Below are 20669 nucleotides of genomic sequence, written 5' to 3'. Positions count from 1 at the left end.
TGGAGCGTCCGGGCCAGGGCGGCCGAGTTGAAACTCGATTGCCCTGGCCCGGACAGGGCTATACTCTAGCGGCTTTCAACGGTTTTTCAGGAACCGGAGTGTATGTCCTACCGGATTATCGCGTTTCTTGTTTTTCTGGTGACTCTGGCCTGCTCATGGATGTTGGGTGGCTGGTATGGCTACCGGCAGGTTGAACAGGAGAGCGTGGAAGAGTCGTTTCGCTATCGCCAGCTTGTGGCTAATGAGCTTAACCGGTATGTGCCCATCCCCGAGTTGATGGCCGAGCATCCGTTGTTGGCAGAAGCCCTGGCATCACCGGGTGACCCAGGTACACTTCTGCGGGCTAACGACCAGATGCAGCGAATGGCGACCATCGTCGGCAGTTCGGATGTCTATCTTATGGATGCCTCCGGAACCACTATTGCGGCTAACAACTATCTGCGCAGGGACAGCTTCGTGGGCCGCAACTTTGATTTCAGGCCCTATTTTCAGGACGCCATGGCGAGTGGGGATTCCGCCATCTATTTTGCCCTGGGCGTCACCTCCGATGTCCGCGGGCTGTATTTCTCCCATCCTGTCCGTGACGACAGCGGCGAGATTCTGGGTGTTATCGCCATGAAAGTGTTGGTGCATGAACTGGAATCACAGTGGCGTCGCCCCGCCTCATTGAGGGATTCGGAAATGGTCGTGTTGGACGACGCTGGCATCAGTTTCCTGTCCAGCAAGAGCGAGTGGCTGTACCGGAACTTTACCGGTGACAACGCCGACGCTCCCAGTGAGCTGTCTCACCTGCGTTACCCTGATCGTGAGCTTTCGCCGATTGACTTCGACAGCCTGGGATCACCCTGGGGGCTTTCCGACAGGGCAGGGACCATGCGTATCCACAACGATGGAGAAAGCCGCGAATACCTCAGGGTGCTTACACCCTTGCCACGCCTGGACTGGACGCTTCAGGTGATGGTCAGTACCCGCACAGTGCTATGGGGTCGGCTCGGGTTTGCGGCGGTCGGCGTGGCGATCTTCGTGGTCGGTTTGCTCGCCTCGCTGTATTTGCGGGAACGCTATCGGCGGGAGGCTGAACTGGCACACAGGGGAGAGCAGCTTGAGCGCAGCGTCGCCAGCAGAACGGCGGAGCTTGAGCGTTCCAACCAGCAACTTCTGGAAGAAATCCGCGAGCGGGAGAAAACCCGTGATGAACTCCGGGAAACCCAGCATGAGTTGATCCAGGCAGCCAAGCTTGCCGTGCTTGGCCAGATGTCTGCAGGCCTGAACCATGAAATTAACCAGCCGCTCACGGCAATTCAGACCTATGCCCGCAACAGCCGTCGGTTCCTTGAGAAGGGCGCGACGGAGATGGTGGATGCCAATCTTTCAGAGATCATCACCCTGTGTGACAAAATGGCGGAGCTTACCCGTCAGTTCAAGGTGTTTGCTCGTAAATCGGAAGGGCCACCGGCACTGGTTGATTTGCGGCAATCGGTCGACGGTGCTCTAAAGATAATGGCGGCGCAGGAGAGCCGATCCGATATCTCCATTCAATGGCACCGCCCGGAACAACCGGTGCAGTGCCACGGAGACGTGATCCGGATCGAACAGGTCATGGTGAATCTGGTGGCGAACGCCATTCAGGCAGTCGAAAGCAGCGAGCAGCCGGAGATCACCATTGATGTGGAAGAAGATGACGGGAATTGGTATTGCCTTGTGCGGGATAACGGTTCCGGCCTGCCGGGCAGTACGGAGCGGATTTTCGAGCCTTTCTTTACCACCAAATCGGTGAAGCAGGGGCTGGGTCTGGGCCTTTCGATATCCCGGCAGATCGTGGACGCGCTGGGCGGGAGCCTGACGGGGCGTAACCGGAGCGACGGACCGGGCGCGGAGTTCGTATTAACACTCAGAAAGCGGGAGGCCACCGAATGACAGATGCGTCGGTAATTTTTGTGGACGATGACCCGCATATCCGACAGGCCATCGCGCAAACCCTCACCCTGGAAGATCTTTCCGTTGCGTGTTTCGATGATGCACGGTCCGGCCTTGAGAACATCACGCAGGACTATGGGGGGGTGGTGTTATGTGACTACAACATGCCGGGAATGGATGGCCTGGAAATGCTCGAACAGGATTCGCGCCATGGATGAAACCATCCCGGTGATCATCCTGACCGGGCAGGGCGACATCAGCACGGCCGTCACCGCCATGCAGCAGGGCGCCTATGATTTCATCGAAAAACCCTTTGATCACGATGAGCTCCTGGAGCTACTTCGCCACGCCTTGGAAAAGCGCCACCTGGCACTGGAAAACCGGCGGCTGAAGGCCCAACTGAAGCATCTGGCCCGGCCGGGACCTCGAATCCTGGGGGATTCAGCCGGTATGCAGAAAGTGATGGCGACCATCGACCCGGTGCTGGATATCTCCGCCAATATCCTGTTACACGGTGAGACGGGTTCGGGGAAGGATGCCTTGGCCCGCTATATCCACGAGAACAGCCTCCGAAGTACCCACAACTTCGTTGCCATCAACTGTGGCGCCGTGCCCGAGAACCTGATTGAGAGTGAGCTTTTCGGCCACGAAGCGGGTGCCTTTACCGGCGCGGACAAACGCCGCATCGGAAAAATCGAGTACGCGCACAAGGGCACGCTGTTCCTGGATGAACTGGAAAGCATGCCCATGGCCCTGCAGGTCAAACTGTTGAGGGTGCTCGAAGAACAGCGTGTGGAGCGCCTGGGCAGCAATCAGGTGCAAAGCGTGGATGTTCGCATTATCGCCGCCACCAAGGCTGACCTGAAGCAGCTCAGTGACCAGGGCGAATTCCGTGCTGACCTGTACTACCGGCTGAACGTGGTGAAGCTGGATATTCCGCCACTGCGCGAACGCAAGGATGACATCCCCGTACTGTTTCACCATTTTGTACTGATTGCGGCAGCCCGCTACGACCGCGAAAGCATCCCCCTGGATGCCAGCCAGGCCGCGCGCCTGATGCAGCATAGCTGGCCGGGGAATGTCCGGGAGTTAAGGAACCTGGCCGAGCGCTACGTTCTGCTGGGGCCAGCGGCGTTGGACGAAAACGATTCCTCCGTCACCGACAATGTGTCCGGGCGCCAGACTCTGTCCGAGATGATGGACGACTTTGAACGTTCAGCCGTCGTCAGTGCGCTCAATGCCTGCCATGGCAGCATTAAGGACACCATGGTCCAGCTAGGCATTGCCCGCAAGACGCTGTACGACAAAATGAAGAAGTACGGGCTGGACAAGTCGCAGTTCCGGGATTGACCCTAAAGGCAGGGGGTCAGACGCGATACCGCCGTTCCGGTCGGCCGACGCTGCCGTAGGTAACTTCCGCAGTTAACTCCCCCCGGCCAACGAGGAATTCCAGGTAGCGTCGCGCCGTCGTTCGTGACGCGCCCATGGCCTGGCCGACTTCCTCGGCACTCCACTGGCCGGATGAAACCACCTCGCGAATTTTATCCAATGTGATGCTATCGATGCCCTTGGGCAGTCTGTCTGTGGGCGCGGGCTGACTGGCTTCGCTTGACCCTCTGGGCAGCAGGGCATCAACTTCTTTCTGGGCGATTTGCACCAGGCCAGACAGTTGCCGCAAGTGGTCGCGGTAACGGTTGACGGCTTCCTCAAGGCGTTCGAAAACCAGGGGCTTGAGAATGTAGTCGAAGACGCCGCCGCGCAGGGCGCTCTTGAGCGGTTCCACTTCCTTGGCGGCGGTGATAAGGATAACGTCACTGCTGCTATCCCGCGCCCGGAGTTCCCGCAGCAGATCCAGACCATTGCCGTCGGGAAAATAGATATCCAGCAGGATCAGGTGTGGGGCCATAACGTCGATAAGGTCGCGTGCATCCCCCAGGCTGTGGGCAATGCCGCAAAGCTCCACATTCTCGAGTCGCTCAACAAACCGGCGCTGGATTTCGGCGATCTGCCGGTCGTCCTCAACAATCAGGATCCGAAGGGTATTCAATGACTGTCACTCCCCTGACTGGTTTTCGGAAGGTAAAGGGTAAATCGCGAGCCCACACCTGGTAGGTTCTCCACCGTGATGGAACCGCCCCAGCGATTCAGGAACTGACGCACCAGGTGCAGGCCATAACCGTGTTGTTCGGTACCTTGCTTGGTGGTCACGCCTTTCTCGAAGATCTTCTGTTGCGAGTCTTCCGGAATACCTGGCCCCTGGTCTTCCACCTCAAAGATCAGTTCATGCCCCAGGTCTGTCATGGATAGCTGTACCCGTCCTCCTTCGCCGGTCTGATGGCGGGTGGCCTCGAGGGCGTTGTCGATGAGGTTGCCGAGGACACTCACCAGCTGATCCCGTGGCATGTCGGCGGGTATGTCCACCATGCGGCTCTCGGCATCGATCTGTAAGCCCAGACCCATCTCCCGGGCGCGGTTGTACTTGCCCATAAGGCAACCGGCGATAACCGGATCGGGGACGGCTTCCAGAAGCAGGTGAATCAGTGCCTGATGGTCGCTGACTTCGCTGCCGATCAGATTCAACGCGTCGTCATAGGCTTCAATCTGGATCAGGCCCGCGATGGTGTGGAGCTTGTTCGAGTATTCGTGAGTCTGGCTTCGCAAGGCATCTGCGTATTGTTGTATGCGAGTCAGTTGCCGGCTGACCTGATCCACCTCGTCCTTCAGCCTGAAACTGGCCACAACACCGGTAATTTCTGCGCCCTGGCGAACAGGTAACCGGTTGACGATCATCTGTCGGTTTCTCAGCCAGACCTCGCGGTCGAAGTCCGGCGTGCCGGATTCGAGTACCGACAGCAGGTCGCTTTCGGGCAGAACATCAAGAATTGGGCGGCCGGAGAGTGGCGTGTCGGGATCAATACCAAGGGTTTCCAGGGCCGTCCGGTTGAAGGTCGTAATCACTCCGTCGCGGTTGATGGCGATGATGCCTTCCCGGACGGACTGTAACGTGGCGTCCCGCTCCTGGAACAGGCGTGCGATTTCCTCGGGTTCCAGGCCGAAAATGGCGCGCTTGAACCGGCTGGCGATCACCATTGCAATGAGTATGCTGACCAGCAGGGTCAGGCCGACCACGGTATACAGTACGAAGCTGTAGCGTTTGATGGTGGCATCCACCTGGTCAACTCCGTATCCCACGGAGACAATGCCGATGATCTCGCCAGTTTCTGGCTCGATCACCGGGGCCTTGCCACGCATGGATTCGCCGAGGCTGCCCGTGGCCCTTGCCACATAGGCCTTGCCATCAACCAGGGCACGCCGGCCCAGGTCACCATCATCGTCGGCCATGGAGTGGCCAATGCGATCAGGGGAGGGGTGTGCCAGGCGTATGCCCTGGTGGTCACCAATGACGATGAACAAAGCTTCGTTGGTGCGGGTCAGTCGATTTGCCAGCCGTTTCAGCCCTTCAATATCACGCTCGCGTACACCCTCGATCACCGAGGGGGCTGCCGCGACGGTCTTCGACACCATGAGAGCCCGTTGCCCGATTTCATCAAACAGGGAGTTGCTGAGGTAATAGCCGGCGAACACGCCTATGAGGATCGTCTGCGCTGCGCTGACGAATCCGAGCGTGAGGATCATTCGGGTTTTCAGTTTGGTTTTTCGGAACACAATATCACTAAAGCGCGGTTTGTTATCATTATAGAATACGACAAGGCTAAAACACTCATCGTGCGATTACCCGTAAATTTAATGACCATAACGTCCTGTTACGATGATTTGCTCGAATTGGCGGGTTCAAGCGGGGTAGTGGTAAACATGCTGGTTCACAAGAGAGCCGCCTGTTCGGCCAATCAATAGCTTCACTGAAAATCGGCGCAGATTCCCCGGATTTGTGGCTGCATACATTGACTATGGGCCTCAAAGTCCGGGGAATTCCACTCAACTTCTATATTGCCGGAAACAACCACTTGAGTCCGACAGGCTGCTGTGAACCTCATGCAACTAAGGGTGCCCGTTTTGTCGCAGGCCGATGGTAGCTACTGATGGCTTCCTTAGAACAAGTATTGGATACGTCCTGTAAAACCCAGACCGTTGTCTTCATTGCCTACCAAGGACGCTGCACCCGGGCCACTCACCTCTGAATAAATGGCATTTGCCATAAATTTCACCTTTGACGAGTAATAGTAGTTGGTGCCCAGGGTATAGCTTGTTGTTTCTGTCCCCTGCGTATCAGATGTCGCATCCATATTACTTAAACGAGCAACCAGTTCCCATGCATCTCTAACGCCCTTGGGTTGTTTGAACACTGCAGAGCCTTTAGAGTACTGCCGCTGAAGTCCTGCCGGGAAATAACTGGCGGTAACGGTGTAGCCATCGTAAACTTCACCATCCAGCGGTGAGGCTGGGTCTACGGCGTTTAATTCACGGGCTGCATACTCTGCCTCTACGGTCAGCCCTCTTAGCTGATATGCAGCCTCTAAGCCGGCCTGTTGCAGGCTGTTCAGCGCTACCGGGCTTCCCCCTGCGACATAGTCCACCAAACGGGTATTGGTGTTGCGTACTTCTCCACGTGCGAAGCGTGCTCCTAAATCCCGGCCTCCCATATCACGGTTTGAATACCAGCCACCGAGGTGCAAAACGCCGTCTTGCAAATCTTTTTGCCAAGTGAGGCGGCCTGTTAATGCGAGCGCCAAAACGCCATTGTCAACGCCATTGGCATCAACATTCTGGCCAACGGCACCGAAAGCTTCGTTTCTGTAAACTCCAACCGCATAACGAATGCCTGAGTCTTCGAAGTATTGGTTGGCTGATGCGCCCCATGAAAAATATGGCGCCATGGTATTTGCCAACGAACTACGTGATATAGTGGCAATATGTTTGCTACTGGTTCGTCCGTTTAGTGAAATTTCTTCCCAAAGCTTACCAGCCTGTACTTTCAGACCATTGCCAAAACCTTTGTAGCGTACTCGCGCCAGAACAATCTCGCCACCACCATCCGCGAAGTCGAGTAATAATTTGTGGTCCCAGTCACCATGCACACTCTCTACATAAGTACGAATGCGGCGAGGGAAAAAATCACTGCCTGGATCGCCAGCCTTGCCGGCATTGTAAGCGCCTTGAAAGTAGTTGAAATCTGCCTGGATTCGCCCGCCAAACTCGAGATCAAAAATTTTTGATTTTTTCAGGTCGTCGAGTTCTTGTTTAAGGTCATACATTTGTTTTTCTAGTTTTTGCTCATCAGGAGCTGCAAGTACAGTAGTGCTGGTTAATGCTGCGAAAAGAGTGAATGCAGCTCCGGTTATGGTTTTTTTCATAGTCGTAAAGCCTCTTTTGTAATTATTCGGAGTATCAGTTGCTGTCGCGACAACGCTGTCAGACTAACCCATGACGTCATATTCAATTAATCTTTAAAAGATAAGGTTCTTTTTTTCTATTTAGGGCTTTTTGGTCATAAAAACCACGATCAGGGAAGTATTCCCAGGCAGAAAGCGTTTTATGTGAACATTATGATCAGAACGTGTTTTAAGATGTAAAAAAGTTTTACGCCCACAAACTTCGGGAAAGCTATTTATTTACTTACACTGCCAATCGAGTCCTCCGTTATCGCTATTAGTGGCAACGTAAAATGCCATCTCGGAACGCGATCGTCGTCGAGGGACACAACAACAAATCAGAGGTTATAAGATGCTTGCTAAACGATGTTTTTTATTGGTGGCTATAGCCACACTCAGTTTTTCGGCCCTCGCATGGCAACCCTCCGGAAAAGTGGAATGCATCGCCCCGTCAGACCCGGGTGGCGGCTGGGACTTTACCTGTCGCAGCGCTGGTAATGTAATGAGGGACCTTGGCCTGGTTGATGGCACCGTACAGACCATCAATATGGCCGGTGCTGGCGGCGGTGTTGCCTATGCTCACACGGTCAGCAAACGTGCGGAAGATGACAAGCTGATTGTCGCCGCATCAACGGCAACCACCACCCGTCTCGCCCAGAAACAGTTCCCCGGGCTGGATGCCGATATGGTGACCTGGATTGGCGCACTGGGCGCGGATTACGGCGTCATTGCCGTAGGCAAGGACTCACAGTATGAGAACCTGAATCAACTGCTCGATGCCATCAAACAGAACCCGAAATCCGTCAAGTTCGCGGGCGGCAGTGCCCGGGGCGGATGGGATCATCTGAAGGTGCTGATCACCGCGAAGGCCGCCGGCGCCGACCGACTGCCCGCCATTCCGTACCTTTCCTACAATAACGGTGGTGAGGCCATGACCCAGGTGGTCGGTGGCCAGGTCGATGCCTTCACTGGTGATATCTCCGAAGTCACCGGTTTCCTGTCGTCGGGCGACCTTCGTGTGCTGGCCGTGCTGGCCGACGAGCGCCTGCCGGGTGAATTTGCCGATATTCCGACCGCAAAAGAGCAGGGCGTTGACGCCGTTGGCCCGAACTGGCGCGGATTCTACATGCCCAAAGGCGCATCCAATGAGTCCAAGGCATTCTGGGTCGAGACCGTCGATATCCTGTATGCCAGTGAGCAGTGGAAAAAGGTGATGAAGGCCAATGGTCTCATTCCGTTCCATCCGCCTGCAGATGAGTTCGACAGCTTTGTCGAGCAACAGGTACAGGACATCGAGAACCTGTCCCGCGAAATAGGACTGCTGAAATGACAGGCCTGGGTGATCGGCTTCTTGGCCTGGGCCTGATGGTTCTGGCGGTGGCTTACGGCTGGGTTGCACAGCAGTGGCCCGAGCCGTTTGGCGGCGCCGAAACCGTTGGGCCGGAAACCTTTCCAACCATCCTTGCGGTGGTTCTGGTTGCCGGCAGCATCTATCTGATGGTCAAGCCGGACCCCGACGCCCAGTGGCCGCTGGGCCGGTCCGCAGTTGAGCTGGTGGTGTCGCTGGTTGTGCTGGTGGTCTACGCGATGCTGCTTGAGCCCCTGGGGTTTGTCATCTCGACAACCCTGGCGGTTGGCACCCTTAGCTGGCGCATGGGCGCGCCCGCCAGGAATGCCTTTTTAACGGGCCTGATTAGCGCCGTGGTGGTGTTCGTCCTGTTCAACTATGGCCTGGCGTTGAGCTTGCCTGCTGGCATCCTGGAGGTGAACTGATGGAAACGCTCGGTTTTCTGATGGAGGGTTTTGCGGTTGCCCTGACACCGTACAACCTGATGTTTGCACTCTTCGGCGCCTTCGTGGGCACCCTGATTGGTTGTTTGCCCGGCCTGGGGCCGGCAAACGGTGTGGCGATCCTCATCCCGTTGGCGTTTACCCTTGGCTTGCCGCCGGAAACTGCCATGATCCTGCTGACATCGGTTTATGCCGGGGCGATGTATGGCGGTCGTATTTCCTCCATCCTGCTCAATATTCCCGGTGACGAGCCGGCGATGATGACCTGCCTGGATGGCTATCCCATGGCCCAAAAGGGGCGGGCGGCGGATGCGCTGGCGATCTCTGCCATTGCGTCCTTTGCGGGTGGGCTGATCGGCACCATCGGGTTGATCATGCTTGCCCCGGTGCTGGCGAGGTTTGCCTTGAGTTTCGGCCCGGCGGAGTATTTCGCGCTGTTCCTGCTGGCCTTCGCCACCCTGGGTGGTATTACCGGCAAGAACCCGATGAAGACGGTGATTGCCGCGACCCTGGGGATCATGATCTCCACCGTGGGCATCGATATCTCCACCGGGACCCAGCGCTACACCTTCGGTGTGCTGGAGCTGTACGAGGGTATTGATTTCATCCTCGCGATTGTTGGTCTTTTCGCCATCTCGGAACTGCTCTTTTTTGTCGAATCGCGCATGGGCGGCGGTCGCAAGAAGATGAACGTGGGCAAGCTGACGCTTACCTTCAAGGAGTTGGTCTCCACGGTTCCCACTCAGCTTCGTGGCGGCGTGCTTGGATTCATTTCCGGCGTGCTGCCGGGCGCCGGTGCGTCCCTGGGCAGTTTTATCAGCTACACCCTTGAAAAGAGCGTGATAGGCAAGAAGGGCACGTTCGGCGAGGGCGATATCCGGGGTGTGGTGGCGCCTGAGGCGGGCAACAACGGTGCCTCATCGGGCGCGCTCGTACCCATGTTGACCCTGGGGGTGCCTGGTAGCGGTACCACCGCGGTGCTGTTGGCGATGCTGATTTCATTGAACATCACGCCGGGCCCGCTGATGTTTACTCAGAATGCCGATATTGTCTGGGGTGTCATTGCCGCCCTGCTGATTGGCAATGTGCTGCTGCTGGTGCTCAACATCCCCTTGGTCGGCTTCTTCGTGCGACTGCTGTCGGTGCCGCCCATGTACCTGCTGCCCATTGTGACCATGGTTGCCTTCGTGGGCATCTATTCCATCAGCAACAGCGCCTTCGACCTGTACTTCATGGTGGCGTTCGGCGTGGCGGGCTATTTCCTGCGCAAACTGGAAATTCCGGTGGTGCCGATTATCCTCGGGTTGCTGCTGGGGCCGGAGATGGAGAAGAATCTGGGGCACGCGTTGGTGTTATCGGATGGTGATTGGGGAATCCTTTGGGCGAGTACTCTGGCGAAGTGCTTCTGGCTGGTTGCCGGCCTGAGCCTGGTATTGCCTTACGTGGTTGGTCCGCTTCTGCGTCGCCGCATGAATGCGGCCATGAAGGAAAGCCCGGCCAGCGACTGAGCCGGTACCCGGTCACTGACTTCAGTTTTGCCGCACCGGGTAACCGGTGCGGCTTTTTTGTTGTGCGCCAGGCATGGCGCGTAGCGCCTTGACGGGCGCTGTTCCGGTACAGGTGGTGCTGGCCGGATGACTTGGGGGTGCAAGTCCCCTGTGGACCCGGCAAGGGGAACCACTAGCCGGACGGCAAGGGTGTCCATCGTGAGATGGAATCTGAAGGAAGCCGCAGGCAAAGCACTGGCCTGACGAACAGAAATCGCATATGAGGCGGTCACACCGGGTAAGGCGTCAACTATCGTCAAAGCCCTGTACTTGCACGGAAGGTGTGGACGTAAATGCGGCGGGCATAAGTGTGAAGGTCACGCGTCTTACCCTGGGAAGTCTGGTTCTCTGCCGCTGTGCTACTCACTTCGCGAGAGGTGGGGATGGGGAGCCAGAACTCAGCCGAGGCCATAGTAGGTGCGTCACCGCGTACGGAAGGGCCGAACATGGTTGGCCGTTAGTAGGCGATGAGTTCTCGTAGTGTGCTTATGAAGACAGAAGCGACCCGGATGGGGCAGGGCATTCAGGAAGGCGCTGGACGGTATCCGGCAGAGACTGAAGTCCGTGTCGAGGCAGACGCGGGGGCTCACTCGTGGACGAACGCGGAGCCGAACACGCTGATGGAACAGGTGCTTGAGCGCCCGAACCTGATGCGTGCGTATCAGCGGGTGGTATCCAATAAGGGTGCCGCCGGTGTCGATCAGATGCCGGTGATGGCCCTGAAGGGCCACCTGCAACAGCATTGGCCAACGCTGCGCGAGCGGCTGTTGGCCGGAGACTACCATCCTCAACCGGTCCGCCGGGTCAGTATCCCCAAGCCGCAAGGCGGGGAGCGGACACTGGGTATCCCAACGGTGCAGGACCGCCTGATCCAACAAGCCCTTCACCAGGTGCTGAGCCCGACGCTGGAACCGACCTTCTCGGATCACAGCTATGGGTTCCGCCCCGGTCGAAGTGCCCACCAGGCGGTCAAGGCGATGCAGCAACACATCAACGACGGCCACCGCTGGGTGGTCGATCTGGATCTGGCCCAGTTCTTTGACCGGGTCAACCACGATGTGCTGATGAGCCTGCTGGCTTGTCGCATAGCCGACCGGCGGATACTCACCCTGATCCGGCGTTACCTGCAAGCCGGCATGCTCGAAGGAGGACTGGTCAGCCCGAGACGGGAAGGCACGCCGCAAGGCGGCCCCCTGTCGCCCTTGCTCTCTAACGTGCTCCTGACCGAACTGGATCGGGAGCTGGAGCGGCGGGGACACCGGTTCTGCCGCTATGCGGACGACTGCAACATTTACGTCAGCAGCAAAAGATCCGGCGAACGGGTGATGGCCAGTATTACCCACTTCCTGGAAACGCGCTTGCGCCTGAAGGTGAATACGGTGAAAAGCGCCGTGGACCGCCCCTGGCGTCGGAGCTTTCTGGGTTACAGCGTGAGCTGGCATAAACGTCAGGTCCGGTTGAGAGTCGCGCCCAAAAGCCTGAAGGCCTTCATGGCCAAGCTTCGCCCCCTGCTGAAACGGTCACGGGGACAGTCGTTGACGACCACCATCCGGAACCTGAACCCGGTGCTGAGAGGCTGGGCAAATTACTATCGCCTGACCGCCTCGAAGCGTTCGGTCGAAGCCCTGGATGGCTGGATAAGACGGCGGCTTCGCCTGATCCTGTGGCAGCAGTGGAAGCGGACCCGCACGCGGGCCCGCAACCTGGTACGGCTAGGCTTGACTGAGATAAGGGCTTGGAGGAGCGCGACCAATGGTCGTGGACCCTGGTGGAACAGTGGCGCGACTCATATGAACGCGGCCCTGCCTAAGAGGGTATTCGACCGTCTGTCTCTGGTAAGCTTGCTGGATACGATGACTCGGCTTCAGAGCCGACCATGAACCGCCGTGGTACGGAACCGTATGCCCGGTGGTGTGAGAGGACGGGGGAGGTAACTCCCCCTCCTACTCGATTGCCCGGCGAAGCCGGCAAACCCGGCCATCTGAAAGAAGGTGGCGTCACCCCGACTGAGGGGAAGACAATCCGACTGGCAAGGGCGTCACTGGCCAACGGTGGGGTCTGAAGGAAGCCATAGGAAGTTAACGGTACACAACGCAAGTGAACCTGTTTCGGCAGTCCAGGTGGGTCAGCGTGCAAAATAACGCGAAGCCCGATACTCAGTCAGACCTGGGCTGTGCTTGAGGGTGGCATCGTTAACAGGGAGCCGGTGCAGTAACCGGGGAAGCCTGACACCGAATCCGGCGACGCCGGAGGCTGTGGCGCAAGGCGAAAGCCGAGGCCGCAGTCGGTGCGAGGTGGCAGATGATGCCGTAGTAGTGAGGAAGTTCCGGCCTGAGAAGCCTGGTAACAGCGTGGAGGACAAAACCGGAACGACCGCTGACGGAGGTTCAGCGGACCGGCCAGGGTCAAAAGCTCTGGTCGGATGCGAAGGGCGGAAGTCATTAACGAGAGTGACGGACGACGAGCGAACAGGTGGACGCTGCGCTCACAAGCTGCCCGACGGGGCAGGGACGTGCATTGAGGTGCTGCGGGAACGTAGTGGCTTCGGTGTTCTCCGGGCAAGGGAGTAAAGCGATACCGTGGCGGCAGATTGCCAGAGTGCTAGTACCCGGACGGATTGCTTGAAACAGACCGGCAGCCAGACCGATCCTCGAAGCCGTCACCACAGAGATGAGCAGGCATGAGGAAATACTACAGTCTGTACGGGCAATTGCTGTCAAAACAGCGCCTGTATGAAGCCTTCAGACACATCAAACGCAACAAGGGCGCGGCCGGAATCGATGGGCAGAGCCTGAGTGCGTTTGAGGCGGATCTGGAGGTGGAGCTGTCGTGCCTGTTGCTCGAGCTGAAGGAAAAGCGCTATCGGGCGCAGCCAGTCAGACGCGTAGCCATCGCCAAGGATGACGGCGGTGAGCGTCTGCTGGGCATTCCGACGGTTCGGGACCGGGTGGTGCAACAGGCGTTGCGCAGCATCATCGAACCGATCTTCGAGCCGGACTTCCACCCGTCGAGCTACGGGTACCGTCCGGGACGCAGTGGTCACCATGCCATTGGCAAGGCGGAGCGGTTCATCCGCCGCTACCGTCGTGACTGGGTTGTGGATATGGACCTGTCGAAATGCTTCGACACGTTAAACCACGATCTGATCATCCGCCAGTTCCGCCAACGGATCACGGACGGCAGTGTTCTGTCACTGTTGCGCCAGTGTCTGGAAAGCGGGGTGATGGTGGGGTACCACCTTGAAGACACGGAGCTGGGAAGCCCGCAGGGCGGCGTGATCAGTCCGCTGATTGCGAACGTCTATCTGGACGCCTTCGACCAGTTCATGAAGGCGCGGGGTCACCGGATCGTCCGCTATGCGGACGACATCCTGATCCTGTGCGGTTCACGAGCGGGCGCGGAGAATGCGTTACGGGTGGCCCAAAGCTACCTGGAAGGGAAGCTGAAGCTGACGGTTAACGCCACCAAAACCCACATCGCCCACAGCGATGAGGGGGTGAAGTTCCTGGGCGTGGTGATCCACATGAACTACACCCGCATCCAGGACAAGAAGGTGGTGAAGCTCAAGCAGACGCTGAAAGCGCTGACGAAGCGAAACCGGGGCATCGGGCTTGCGGCGATCATCCGCGAGCTGAACCCGGTGCTACGGGGCTTTGCCAGCTACTTCCGGGTGGCAAACTGCGCGCGGGTGCTGAAGCAGGTGATGAGCTGGTTAAGGCGGCGACTGCGCTGCATCCAGCTCAAGCAGTGGAAGAAGCCGAGCCGGCTGCATCGGAGGCTGAAACAGTTGGGCTACAAGCCCCCGTTCCGGCACATCAAGATGCAAAGCTGGCGCAATGCGGCGTCCCCACTGGCCAGTCTGGCCCTGCCCAACACCTACTTGCACAATGACCTGAAGTTGATGGATCTTACGAAGGTCAAAACCGGCATCACTGTTCCCGAGTTCGGGGTAAGTTAATGGCATGAGCCGTATACGTGGCCCGTATGTACGGTTCTGTGAGAGGGATGAGGCGGTGTCGCCTCACCCTACTCGATGTGGTGCGCCAGGCATGGCGCGTAGCGCCTTGACGGCGCTGTTCCGGTGCAGGTGGTGCTGGCCGGATGACTTGGGGGTGCAAGTCCCCTATGGGCCCGGTAAGGGGAACCATTAGCCGGACGGCAAGGGTGTCCATCGCGAGGTGGAATCTGAAGGAAGCCGCAGGCAAAACACTGGCCCGACGAACAGGAATCGCATGAGGCGGTCACACCGGGTAAGGCGGCCATTATCGTCAAAGCCCGATACTTGCACGGAAGGTGTGGACGTAGATGCGGCGGGCATAAGTGTGAAGGTCACGCGTCTTACCCTGGGAAGTCTGGTTCTCTGCCACCGTGCTACTCACCTCGTGAGGGGTGGGGATGGAGAGCCAGAACTCAGCCGAGGTCATAGTAGGTGCGTTACCGCGTACGGAAGGACCGAACATGGTTGGCCGCTAGTAGGCGACGAGTTCTCGTAGTGTGCTTATGAAGACAGAAGCGACCCGGATGGGTCAGGGCATTCAGAGAGGCGCCGGACGGTATCCGGCAGAGACTGAAGCCCGTGTCGAGGCAGACACGGAGGCTCACTCGTGGACGAACGCGGAGCCGAACACGCTGATGGAGCAGGTGCTTGAGCGCCAGAACCTGATGCGTGCGTATCAGCGGGTGGTGTCTAACAAGGGTGCCGCTGGTATCGATCAGATGCCGGTGACAGCCCTGAAAACCCACCTGCAACAGCACTGGCCAACGCTGCGCGAGCGGTTGTTGTCCGGAGATTACCATCCTCAACCGGTACGCCGGGTCAGTATCCCCAAGCCGCAAGGCGGGGAGCGGATACTGGGTATCCCGACGGTTCAGGGCCGCCTGATCCAACAAGCGCTTCATCAAGTGCTGAGCCCGATGCTGGAGCCGAGCTTCTCGGACCACAGCTATGGGTTCCGCCCCGGTCGAAGTGCCCACCAGGCGGTCAAGGCCATGCAACGGCACATCAACGACGGCCACCGCTGGGTGGTTGATCTGGATCTGGCCCAGTTCTTTGACCGGGTCAATCACGATGTGCTGATGAGCCTGCTGGCTCGTCGCATCACCGACCGCCGGATACTCACCCTGATCCGTCGTTACCTGCAAACCGGCACGCTGGACGGTGGGCTGGTCAGCCCGAGACGGGAAGGGGCACCGCAAGGCGGCCCCCTGTCCCCCTTGCTCTCCAATGTGCTCCTGACCGAACTGGATCGGGAGCTGGAGCGGCGGGGACACCGGTTCTGCCGCTATGCCGACGACTGCAACATCTACGTCCGCAGCCAACGGGCCGGTGACCGGGTCATGGCCAGCATCACCCACTATCTGGAAACGCACCTGCGCCTGACGATAAACACGGCGAAGAGCGCCGTGGATCGCCCTTGGCGTCGGAGCTTCCTGGGTTACAGCGTGAGCTGGCACAAAAGGCAGGTACGATTGAGGATCGCCCCCAAGAGCCTGAGGGCTTATCTGGCCAAGCTGCGCCCTCTGCTTAGACGGTCACGGGGGCAGTCGTTGACAACGACTATTCGGAACCTGAACCCGGTGCTGCGAGGTTGGGCGAATTATTACCGCCTGACCGACACAAAGCGCTCGGTAGAAGCTCTGGATGGTTGGATAAGGCGGCGACTCCGTCTGATTCTGTGGCAGCAATGGAAGCGGACCCGCACGCGGGCTCGCAACTTGATGCGGCTGGGTCTGACTGAACCGAGAGCCTGGCAGAGTGCAACGAATGGGCGTGGACCCTGGTGGAATAGCGGCGCTTCGCACATGAACGCCGCCTTACCTAAAAGGGTATTCGACCGCCTGTCTCTGGTAAGCTTGCTGGATACGATGGCCCGGCTTCAGAGTCAGCCATGAACCGCCGTATACGGAACCGTATGTACGGTGGTGTGAGAGGACGGGGGAGGTGACTCCCCCTCCTACTCGATCGCTGGTTAGAGGTTCGCTTCGGCGTACTCCGCCAGAACAGAGCGCGGGACGCCCTGCAGGTGGATGTGTCCGCCATGGCGGAAACTCTTGAAGCGCTCGGTCATGTAGGTGAGTCCCGAGCTCAGGGCGCTCAGATAAGGAGTGTCGATCTGAGCCAGGTTGCCCAGGCAGATCACCTTGGAGCCGTTGCCAGCACGGGTGATGATGGTTTTGATCTGATGCGGCGTCAGGTTCTGGGATTCGTCGATGATGATCAGGCTGTGCTGGAAGCTGCGGCCGCGAATGTAGTTCATCGACTTGAAGTGCAGTGGCACCTTGCTGAGGATGTAGTCCACGCTGGCGGTCATATTCTCATCGTCTTCGTGGAGAGCTTCGAGGTTGTCCACGATGGCGCCCAGCCAGGGCTCCATTTTCTCCGCCTCGGTGCCGGGGAGGAAGCCAATGTCTTCGTCCAGGCCCTGGGTGCTGCGGGTGGCGATGATGCGTTTGTACAACTTGCTGGCAACCGTCATTTCGATACAGGCCGCGAGGGCGAGGATGGTTTTACCGGAGCCGGCGGAACCGGTCAGGTTTACCAGGTGGATATCCGGGTCCAGCAGCAGGTTCAGGGCAATGGCCTGGTATATATCCCGCGGTACGAGGCCCCAGACTTCCTCGTGCATCAGATCGTGCTGGTGCAGATCCCGAATGACAATCTGGTCTTCGCCCACATCAGACACCTTGCCAACGAATCCCTGTTCATCAATCACGAACTCGTTGATGGTCAGCCTGGCCAGGTCGCCCTCACGACGAAGGATGTGTTCGGTAATACCCTCCCGCTGGATGGTTTCGACCTTCTCGATAGTGTCCCAGAACGAGTTCGGGAATTCTTTGTACCCTTTCGGCAGCAGGTCAATATCGTCCAGCAGCATGTCGTTGTGGTAGTCCTGGGCCTCCACGCCGAAGCCCCGGGCCTTCAACCGCATGTTGATGTCCTTGCTGACAAGGATGATGTCCCGCGACGTGTGGCGGGTTTGCAGGGCCGCCAGGGTATTGATGATCTTATTGTCGTTCAGGTGCTCGGGCAGGCCATGGTTGCCCTGGTAGTCCGTGCTCATCAGTATCGATAACGCGCCGAGCGGTTCTGCCTTCTTGCCGCGCACGATGGGTACGCCTTTCTCGATTTCTCCGGGGCTGGCGTCACCCAGCAACTTGTCGATGTTGCGGATGGCCTGTCGGCAATCGGCAGCAACGGCCTGTTTGCCGGATTTCAGACTGTCGAGTTCTTCGAGGACTGTCATCGGGATGATGACGTCGTGTTCTTCAAAGTTCAGGAGGGCGTTCGGGTCGTGGATGAGGACGTTGGTGTCGAGGACATACATCTTTCTGCGAGCCTGCGATGCTCTTGGCATAGGGTGTGATACCTCTCTGGTCAGCCGTTCCCGGCACAGCGGTTGGTGAGCTCCTGGTCGGAGATCAGTTTAAGCATGTCGTACGTGGTCACAATACCGGTGATCTTTTCGTCTTTGGCGATGAAAATCCGGTGCAGGTGTTCACGCATCATAATATCGGCAATGTCGCGCACAGGCGTTCGCTCGTCAACCGATAAAACGATAGGGGTCATGATGTCACGCACTTCCACCGGCACCTTGCCCATTTCCTCAAAAATGGCCATGCGCAGGCGCCGGGCTTCCTTTTCTTCTTCCGGGGTCATGCGGGCGTCGGATTCGGACCGGCTGGCGTTCCAGCGGAATTCGGTGATGTCCTTTAGGGTGGCAATGCCGACGATCTCGCCGGTTTCGTCGGTAACCGGGCTACCGGTGATTTCGTTGTCGGTGAGGAACCTGGCCAGACGGTCCATCGTCCAGGATTGGGGTACGGCCTTGATGCTCGGGGTCATGATCTCGTAAGCGAGAACGGTCATTGACGAATCGGCTCCGTTAGCAGGTCCTTTGTAAAAGAGCTTAGCTGTTACTGATGTTCTAGTCATCCCCTGATTCAGCTTTGGGGACTACATCTTTCAGTTGGCCCTGCGAGTCATAGATCAGTTCGTAGTTCTGGTAACGGTCCCACTGGGCAACCCGTTCCAACTGCTCCATGGAACGGATAGGAATGTCCACCAGCAGGGTGTTGACCAGCCAGCCGGGTATCGAACCGTTTGGCTCAGTGTGTTGAACCCAGATCATCCGGGTCTGGCCGTCTTCGGGAATAAAGCGGTAAAGGGTGTCGGACTTGTCGACACGGATGTAGTCATCTTCCTCGGCCCGTTGATCGGGAATGGCGTTGAGGTCCATCACGATTTCGCCGTCGGCCTGCTGGCCTCGGGTGCGAATCCGTAGCACGTAATCCCGGTCGGTGACCGGCCAGGGCATATCGTTGACCGAGTAGGCGTAACGCTCATTAAAGTCACCCGAGCCGAAGGCATAGGATTCCGAGCAGTTGTGAACCCACTGAACGCAAGACTTGGGGTTGATCATAACCGCCATCAGGTTCTCGATCGGCACATCAAGCACGGCCACGGCCTTGAAGGCCTGGAAGCTGGAGTCCGGCTGGTCAGTGGTATAGACCCGGATACGATCGGTTTCCTTGCGGAGGCTCCAGTTCTCCGAGTCTTCGGCCGGCAGCCCGGCGAAGGCCAAACCTGAGGTCAGCAGGAAAACGGTGGTGGCTGCAAGCCAGTTGACGCGTCCATTGGCCCGGCGTTGGTTGCCATGGGCTCTCAGGTTTTGCATGAGGTACACTTCCTTGAACATGGTCGGGCGAGTCTAGCACGACTGATCTGGTGCGAGCCTGCTACGATCGGGGGTTTGTGAACTGGGTAACTGACTGAATTCCTGACGTTAACATTTGGCCCGAATTGACGATGAAAAAAACGAACAAGCGACTGATCGATGACCGGGGGCGAATTCCCTACGGCGTATTGGATACACCGGTGGATGTCATCAACTACCGGGACTTTGACCTACGTACGGTGATGGATAAACCGCGCTCGGCCCTGGCCCGTAAAGCCCGTTTTAACCAGTTCCAGTTCATCAGTGCGATGGCGCCGGGATGGGTGTTCGGGCTGGCGGTGGTGGATCTGAAACTGGTCAGTTCGGCGTTTTTCTATCTATACGATTTCAAGACCGGGCAGATGCTGGAGCAGTCCCTGACGCAGCCATTGGCGAGGGGGACTCACATTGAGCCCAGGCCGGAAACCGGGGTGACAGAGTTTCGTAAAGGGAAAACATGCGTTCGCATTACGTCGGACGGCCACTCGCGTGGTGTGTCGGTTTCCGGGCCCGGTGACCTCCGGATAGTCCTGAATATAGAAGCGGACACCCGCCCTCTGCGCCTGGTGTGCCCAGCCGGTTACAGCGGTTGGGTGTTTACCCGTAAATCAGCGGGTCTACCGGTGTCCGGAGACATTCGGTGGCAGGGTCAGAACTGGCAATGCGACCCTCGCTCACGCGCAGCCGTTGATTGGAGTTGCGGCTTTATGAGGCGCGAAACTGCCTGGAACTGGGCGAGTCTGGCAGGGGTGCTGGCAGATGGCCGTGCCGTTGGTCTCAATCTGGCGGCGGGCGTGAATGAAACCGGCATGACGGAAAATGCGCTCTGGTTGGAGGGCCGCTGTATCAAACTCGGGCAGGCTCGTTTCGTGTTTGATCGCTACGATGAAACCGCACCCTGGCAGGTCACCACGGACGATGGCAGGATCGATCTCAGGTTTGAGCCATCGGGGGTTCGGCGGGAGCGACTCAATGCATGGCTGATTGCGTCCAATTTTCGCCAGTATATCGGTACCTTCTCCGGCTCGGTGCGCGACGAGGCGGGCAACTCAATCCCCGTAGACGGGCTACGGGGATTGATGGAGGATCACTTCGCACGCTGGTAGTGGCGCGGTCAGTGTTCCGGTAGGGTAACGTTCAATTCCAGTACCGAACAGCTGTCGTTGCGGTCAACTTCCACCTGGACCTGGTCATCGCTGATCTGAACGTACTTGCGGATGACCGCAAGCAGCTCTTTCTGCAATTCTGGCAGGTAGTCAGGTTGGTCGCGCTGACCCCGTTCGTGGGCAACAATGATCTGTAGGCGTTCCTTGGCAACGCTGGCGGACCGGTTGTTTTTCTTGCTCTTGAAATAATCCAGGAAACTCATC

At 58.1% G+C, this 20669-nt stretch carries 16 protein-coding genes and 1 pseudogene; 9 read left to right on the top strand and 8 right to left on the bottom strand.

The features are described from left to right. Positions 1-102: 102 nt before the first annotated feature. Together R1T46_RS19840 and R1T46_RS19835 are read left to right on the top strand one after the other, a co-directional pair. Positions 103-1917, top strand: a complete 1815-nt coding sequence (locus R1T46_RS19840; protein WP_317306746.1) for an ATP-binding protein — start codon at positions 103-105, stop codon at positions 1915-1917. After that, a pseudogene (locus R1T46_RS19835) lies at positions 1914-3267 on the top strand (sigma-54-dependent transcriptional regulator). Before R1T46_RS19840 ends, R1T46_RS19835 begins: the two are co-directional and overlap by 4 nt. 16 nt (positions 3268-3283) lie before the next feature. Here R1T46_RS19835 and R1T46_RS19830 read toward each other — a convergent pair. The 3 genes from R1T46_RS19830 to R1T46_RS19820 form a co-directional block, all read right to left on the bottom strand. Further along, positions 3284-3964, bottom strand: a complete 681-nt coding sequence (locus tag R1T46_RS19830) for a response regulator (protein ID WP_041333487.1) — start codon at positions 3962-3964, stop codon at positions 3284-3286. Then, on the bottom strand, positions 3961-5553 hold the full coding sequence (locus R1T46_RS19825; protein ID WP_317306744.1) for a sensor histidine kinase: 1593 nt from the start codon (positions 5551-5553) through the stop codon (positions 3961-3963). Before R1T46_RS19825 ends, R1T46_RS19830 begins: the two co-directional genes overlap by 4 nt. Positions 5554-5966: 413 nt before the next feature. Then, complete coding sequence (locus tag R1T46_RS19820; RefSeq protein ID WP_317306743.1) at positions 5967-7229, bottom strand: OprO/OprP family phosphate-selective porin; 1263 nt, start codon at positions 7227-7229, stop codon at positions 5967-5969. Between the two features lie 370 nt (positions 7230-7599). On the opposite strand from R1T46_RS19820, the gene R1T46_RS19815 reads away from it, so the two are divergent. The 5 genes from R1T46_RS19815 (at position 7600) to ltrA (R1T46_RS19795) (ending at position 14543) form a co-directional block, all read left to right on the top strand. Beyond that, positions 7600-8577, top strand: coding sequence for a Bug family tripartite tricarboxylate transporter substrate binding protein (locus tag R1T46_RS19815; RefSeq protein ID WP_317306742.1), 978 nt, complete (start codon positions 7600-7602; stop codon positions 8575-8577). Further along, entirely contained in the window at positions 8574-9020 is a 447-nt protein-coding gene (locus R1T46_RS19810; RefSeq protein WP_036204068.1) for a tripartite tricarboxylate transporter TctB family protein, read from the top strand. Before R1T46_RS19815 ends, R1T46_RS19810 begins: the two co-directional genes overlap by 4 nt. Beyond that, the gene (locus R1T46_RS19805) at positions 9020-10546 is read left to right on the top strand and encodes a tripartite tricarboxylate transporter permease (protein ID WP_126810509.1); all 1527 of its coding nucleotides are present in this window, start codon (positions 9020-9022) and stop codon (positions 10544-10546) included. The genes R1T46_RS19810 and R1T46_RS19805 overlap by 1 nt, the downstream gene beginning before the upstream one ends. A gap of 527 nt (positions 10547-11073) precedes the next feature. Then, the gene (gene ltrA / locus R1T46_RS19800; RefSeq protein WP_127401912.1) at positions 11074-12465 is read left to right on the top strand and encodes a group II intron reverse transcriptase/maturase; all 1392 of its coding nucleotides are present in this window, start codon (positions 11074-11076) and stop codon (positions 12463-12465) included. Between the two features lie 800 nt (positions 12466-13265). Continuing rightward, positions 13266-14543 carry a group II intron reverse transcriptase/maturase gene (gene ltrA, locus R1T46_RS19795; RefSeq protein WP_317305339.1) on the top strand — a complete coding sequence of 426 codons (1278 nt, stop codon included), beginning with the start codon at positions 13266-13268 and terminating at the stop codon, positions 14541-14543. 310 nt (positions 14544-14853) lie between these two features. On the opposite strand, the gene R1T46_RS19790 is transcribed toward ltrA (R1T46_RS19795), so the two are convergent. Next, on the bottom strand, positions 14854-15009 hold the full coding sequence (locus R1T46_RS19790; protein ID WP_317306740.1) for a hypothetical protein: 156 nt from the start codon (positions 15007-15009) through the stop codon (positions 14854-14856). A 76-nt stretch (positions 15010-15085) separates the two neighbouring features. Between R1T46_RS19790 and ltrA (R1T46_RS19785) the strand changes: the two genes are divergently transcribed. After that, positions 15086-16477 (top strand): group II intron reverse transcriptase/maturase, encoded by a 1392-nt coding sequence (gene ltrA, locus R1T46_RS19785; RefSeq protein WP_317306739.1) that lies wholly within the window; start codon positions 15086-15088, stop codon positions 16475-16477. Between the two features lie 77 nt (positions 16478-16554). On the opposite strand, the gene R1T46_RS19780 is transcribed toward ltrA (R1T46_RS19785), so the two are convergent. From R1T46_RS19780 to R1T46_RS19770, 3 genes are read right to left on the bottom strand one after another with little or no spacing between them, the layout of a single operon-like run. Beyond that, positions 16555-17940, bottom strand: coding sequence for a PhoH family protein (locus tag R1T46_RS19780; protein WP_036204072.1), 1386 nt, complete (start codon positions 17938-17940; stop codon positions 16555-16557). 20 nt (positions 17941-17960) lie between these two features. Beyond that, entirely contained in the window at positions 17961-18452 is a 492-nt protein-coding gene (locus tag R1T46_RS19775; protein WP_317306738.1) for an HPP family protein, read from the bottom strand. Positions 18453-18510: 58 nt separating this feature from the next. Beyond that, positions 18511-19260: an START domain-containing protein gene (locus R1T46_RS19770; RefSeq protein ID WP_288353487.1), complete on the bottom strand. Its 750-nt coding sequence runs from the start codon at positions 19258-19260 to the stop codon at positions 18511-18513. A gap of 131 nt (positions 19261-19391) precedes the next feature. Between R1T46_RS19770 and R1T46_RS19765 the strand changes: the two genes are divergently transcribed. Continuing rightward, on the top strand, positions 19392-20405 hold the full coding sequence (locus R1T46_RS19765; RefSeq protein ID WP_288353486.1) for a DUF2804 domain-containing protein: 1014 nt from the start codon (positions 19392-19394) through the stop codon (positions 20403-20405). A gap of 8 nt (positions 20406-20413) precedes the next feature. Here the strand turns inward: R1T46_RS19765 and minE are convergent, their stop codons facing one another. Then, positions 20414-20668 carry a cell division topological specificity factor MinE gene (gene minE / locus R1T46_RS19760; RefSeq protein WP_007154416.1) on the bottom strand — a complete coding sequence of 85 codons (255 nt, stop codon included), beginning with the start codon at positions 20666-20668 and terminating at the stop codon, positions 20414-20416. Between the last annotated feature and the right edge of the window lies 1 nt (position 20669).

The organism is Marinobacter salarius (assembly GCF_032922745.1).
GTDB lineage: Bacteria > Pseudomonadota > Gammaproteobacteria > Pseudomonadales > Oleiphilaceae > Marinobacter.
This window is presented reverse-complemented; position numbering and strand designations above follow the sequence as displayed.

Bases quoted from the DNA above. Each gene is read 5' to 3' on its own strand.
- ltrA (WP_317305339.1), top strand. From the start codon at position 13,266: ATGAGGAAATACTACAGTCTGTACGGGCAATTGCTGTCAAAACAGCGC.
- R1T46_RS19840 (WP_317306746.1), top strand. From the start codon at position 103: ATGTCCTACCGGATTATCGCGTTTCTTGTTTTTCTGGTGACTCTGGCC.
- R1T46_RS19775 (WP_317306738.1), bottom strand. From the start codon at position 18,452: ATGACCGTTCTCGCTTACGAGATCATGACCCCGAGCATCAAGGCCGTA.
- ltrA (WP_317306739.1), top strand. From the start codon at position 15,086: ATGAAGACAGAAGCGACCCGGATGGGTCAGGGCATTCAGAGAGGCGCC.
- R1T46_RS19770 (WP_288353487.1), bottom strand. From the start codon at position 19,260: ATGCAAAACCTGAGAGCCCATGGCAACCAACGCCGGGCCAATGGACGC.
- R1T46_RS19805 (WP_126810509.1), top strand. From the start codon at position 9,020: ATGGAAACGCTCGGTTTTCTGATGGAGGGTTTTGCGGTTGCCCTGACA.
- R1T46_RS19825 (WP_317306744.1), bottom strand. From the start codon at position 5,553: ATGATCCTCACGCTCGGATTCGTCAGCGCAGCGCAGACGATCCTCATA.
- R1T46_RS19790 (WP_317306740.1), bottom strand. From the start codon at position 15,009: ATGACCTCGGCTGAGTTCTGGCTCTCCATCCCCACCCCTCACGAGGTG.
- R1T46_RS19765 (WP_288353486.1), top strand. From the start codon at position 19,392: ATGAAAAAAACGAACAAGCGACTGATCGATGACCGGGGGCGAATTCCC.
- R1T46_RS19820 (WP_317306743.1), bottom strand. From the start codon at position 7,229: ATGAAAAAAACCATAACCGGAGCTGCATTCACTCTTTTCGCAGCATTA.
- R1T46_RS19780 (WP_036204072.1), bottom strand. From the start codon at position 17,940: ATGCCAAGAGCATCGCAGGCTCGCAGAAAGATGTATGTCCTCGACACC.
- R1T46_RS19815 (WP_317306742.1), top strand. From the start codon at position 7,600: ATGCTTGCTAAACGATGTTTTTTATTGGTGGCTATAGCCACACTCAGT.
- minE (WP_007154416.1), bottom strand. From the start codon at position 20,668: ATGAGTTTCCTGGATTATTTCAAGAGCAAGAAAAACAACCGGTCCGCC.
- R1T46_RS19810 (WP_036204068.1), top strand. From the start codon at position 8,574: ATGACAGGCCTGGGTGATCGGCTTCTTGGCCTGGGCCTGATGGTTCTG.
- ltrA (WP_127401912.1), top strand. From the start codon at position 11,074: ATGAAGACAGAAGCGACCCGGATGGGGCAGGGCATTCAGGAAGGCGCT.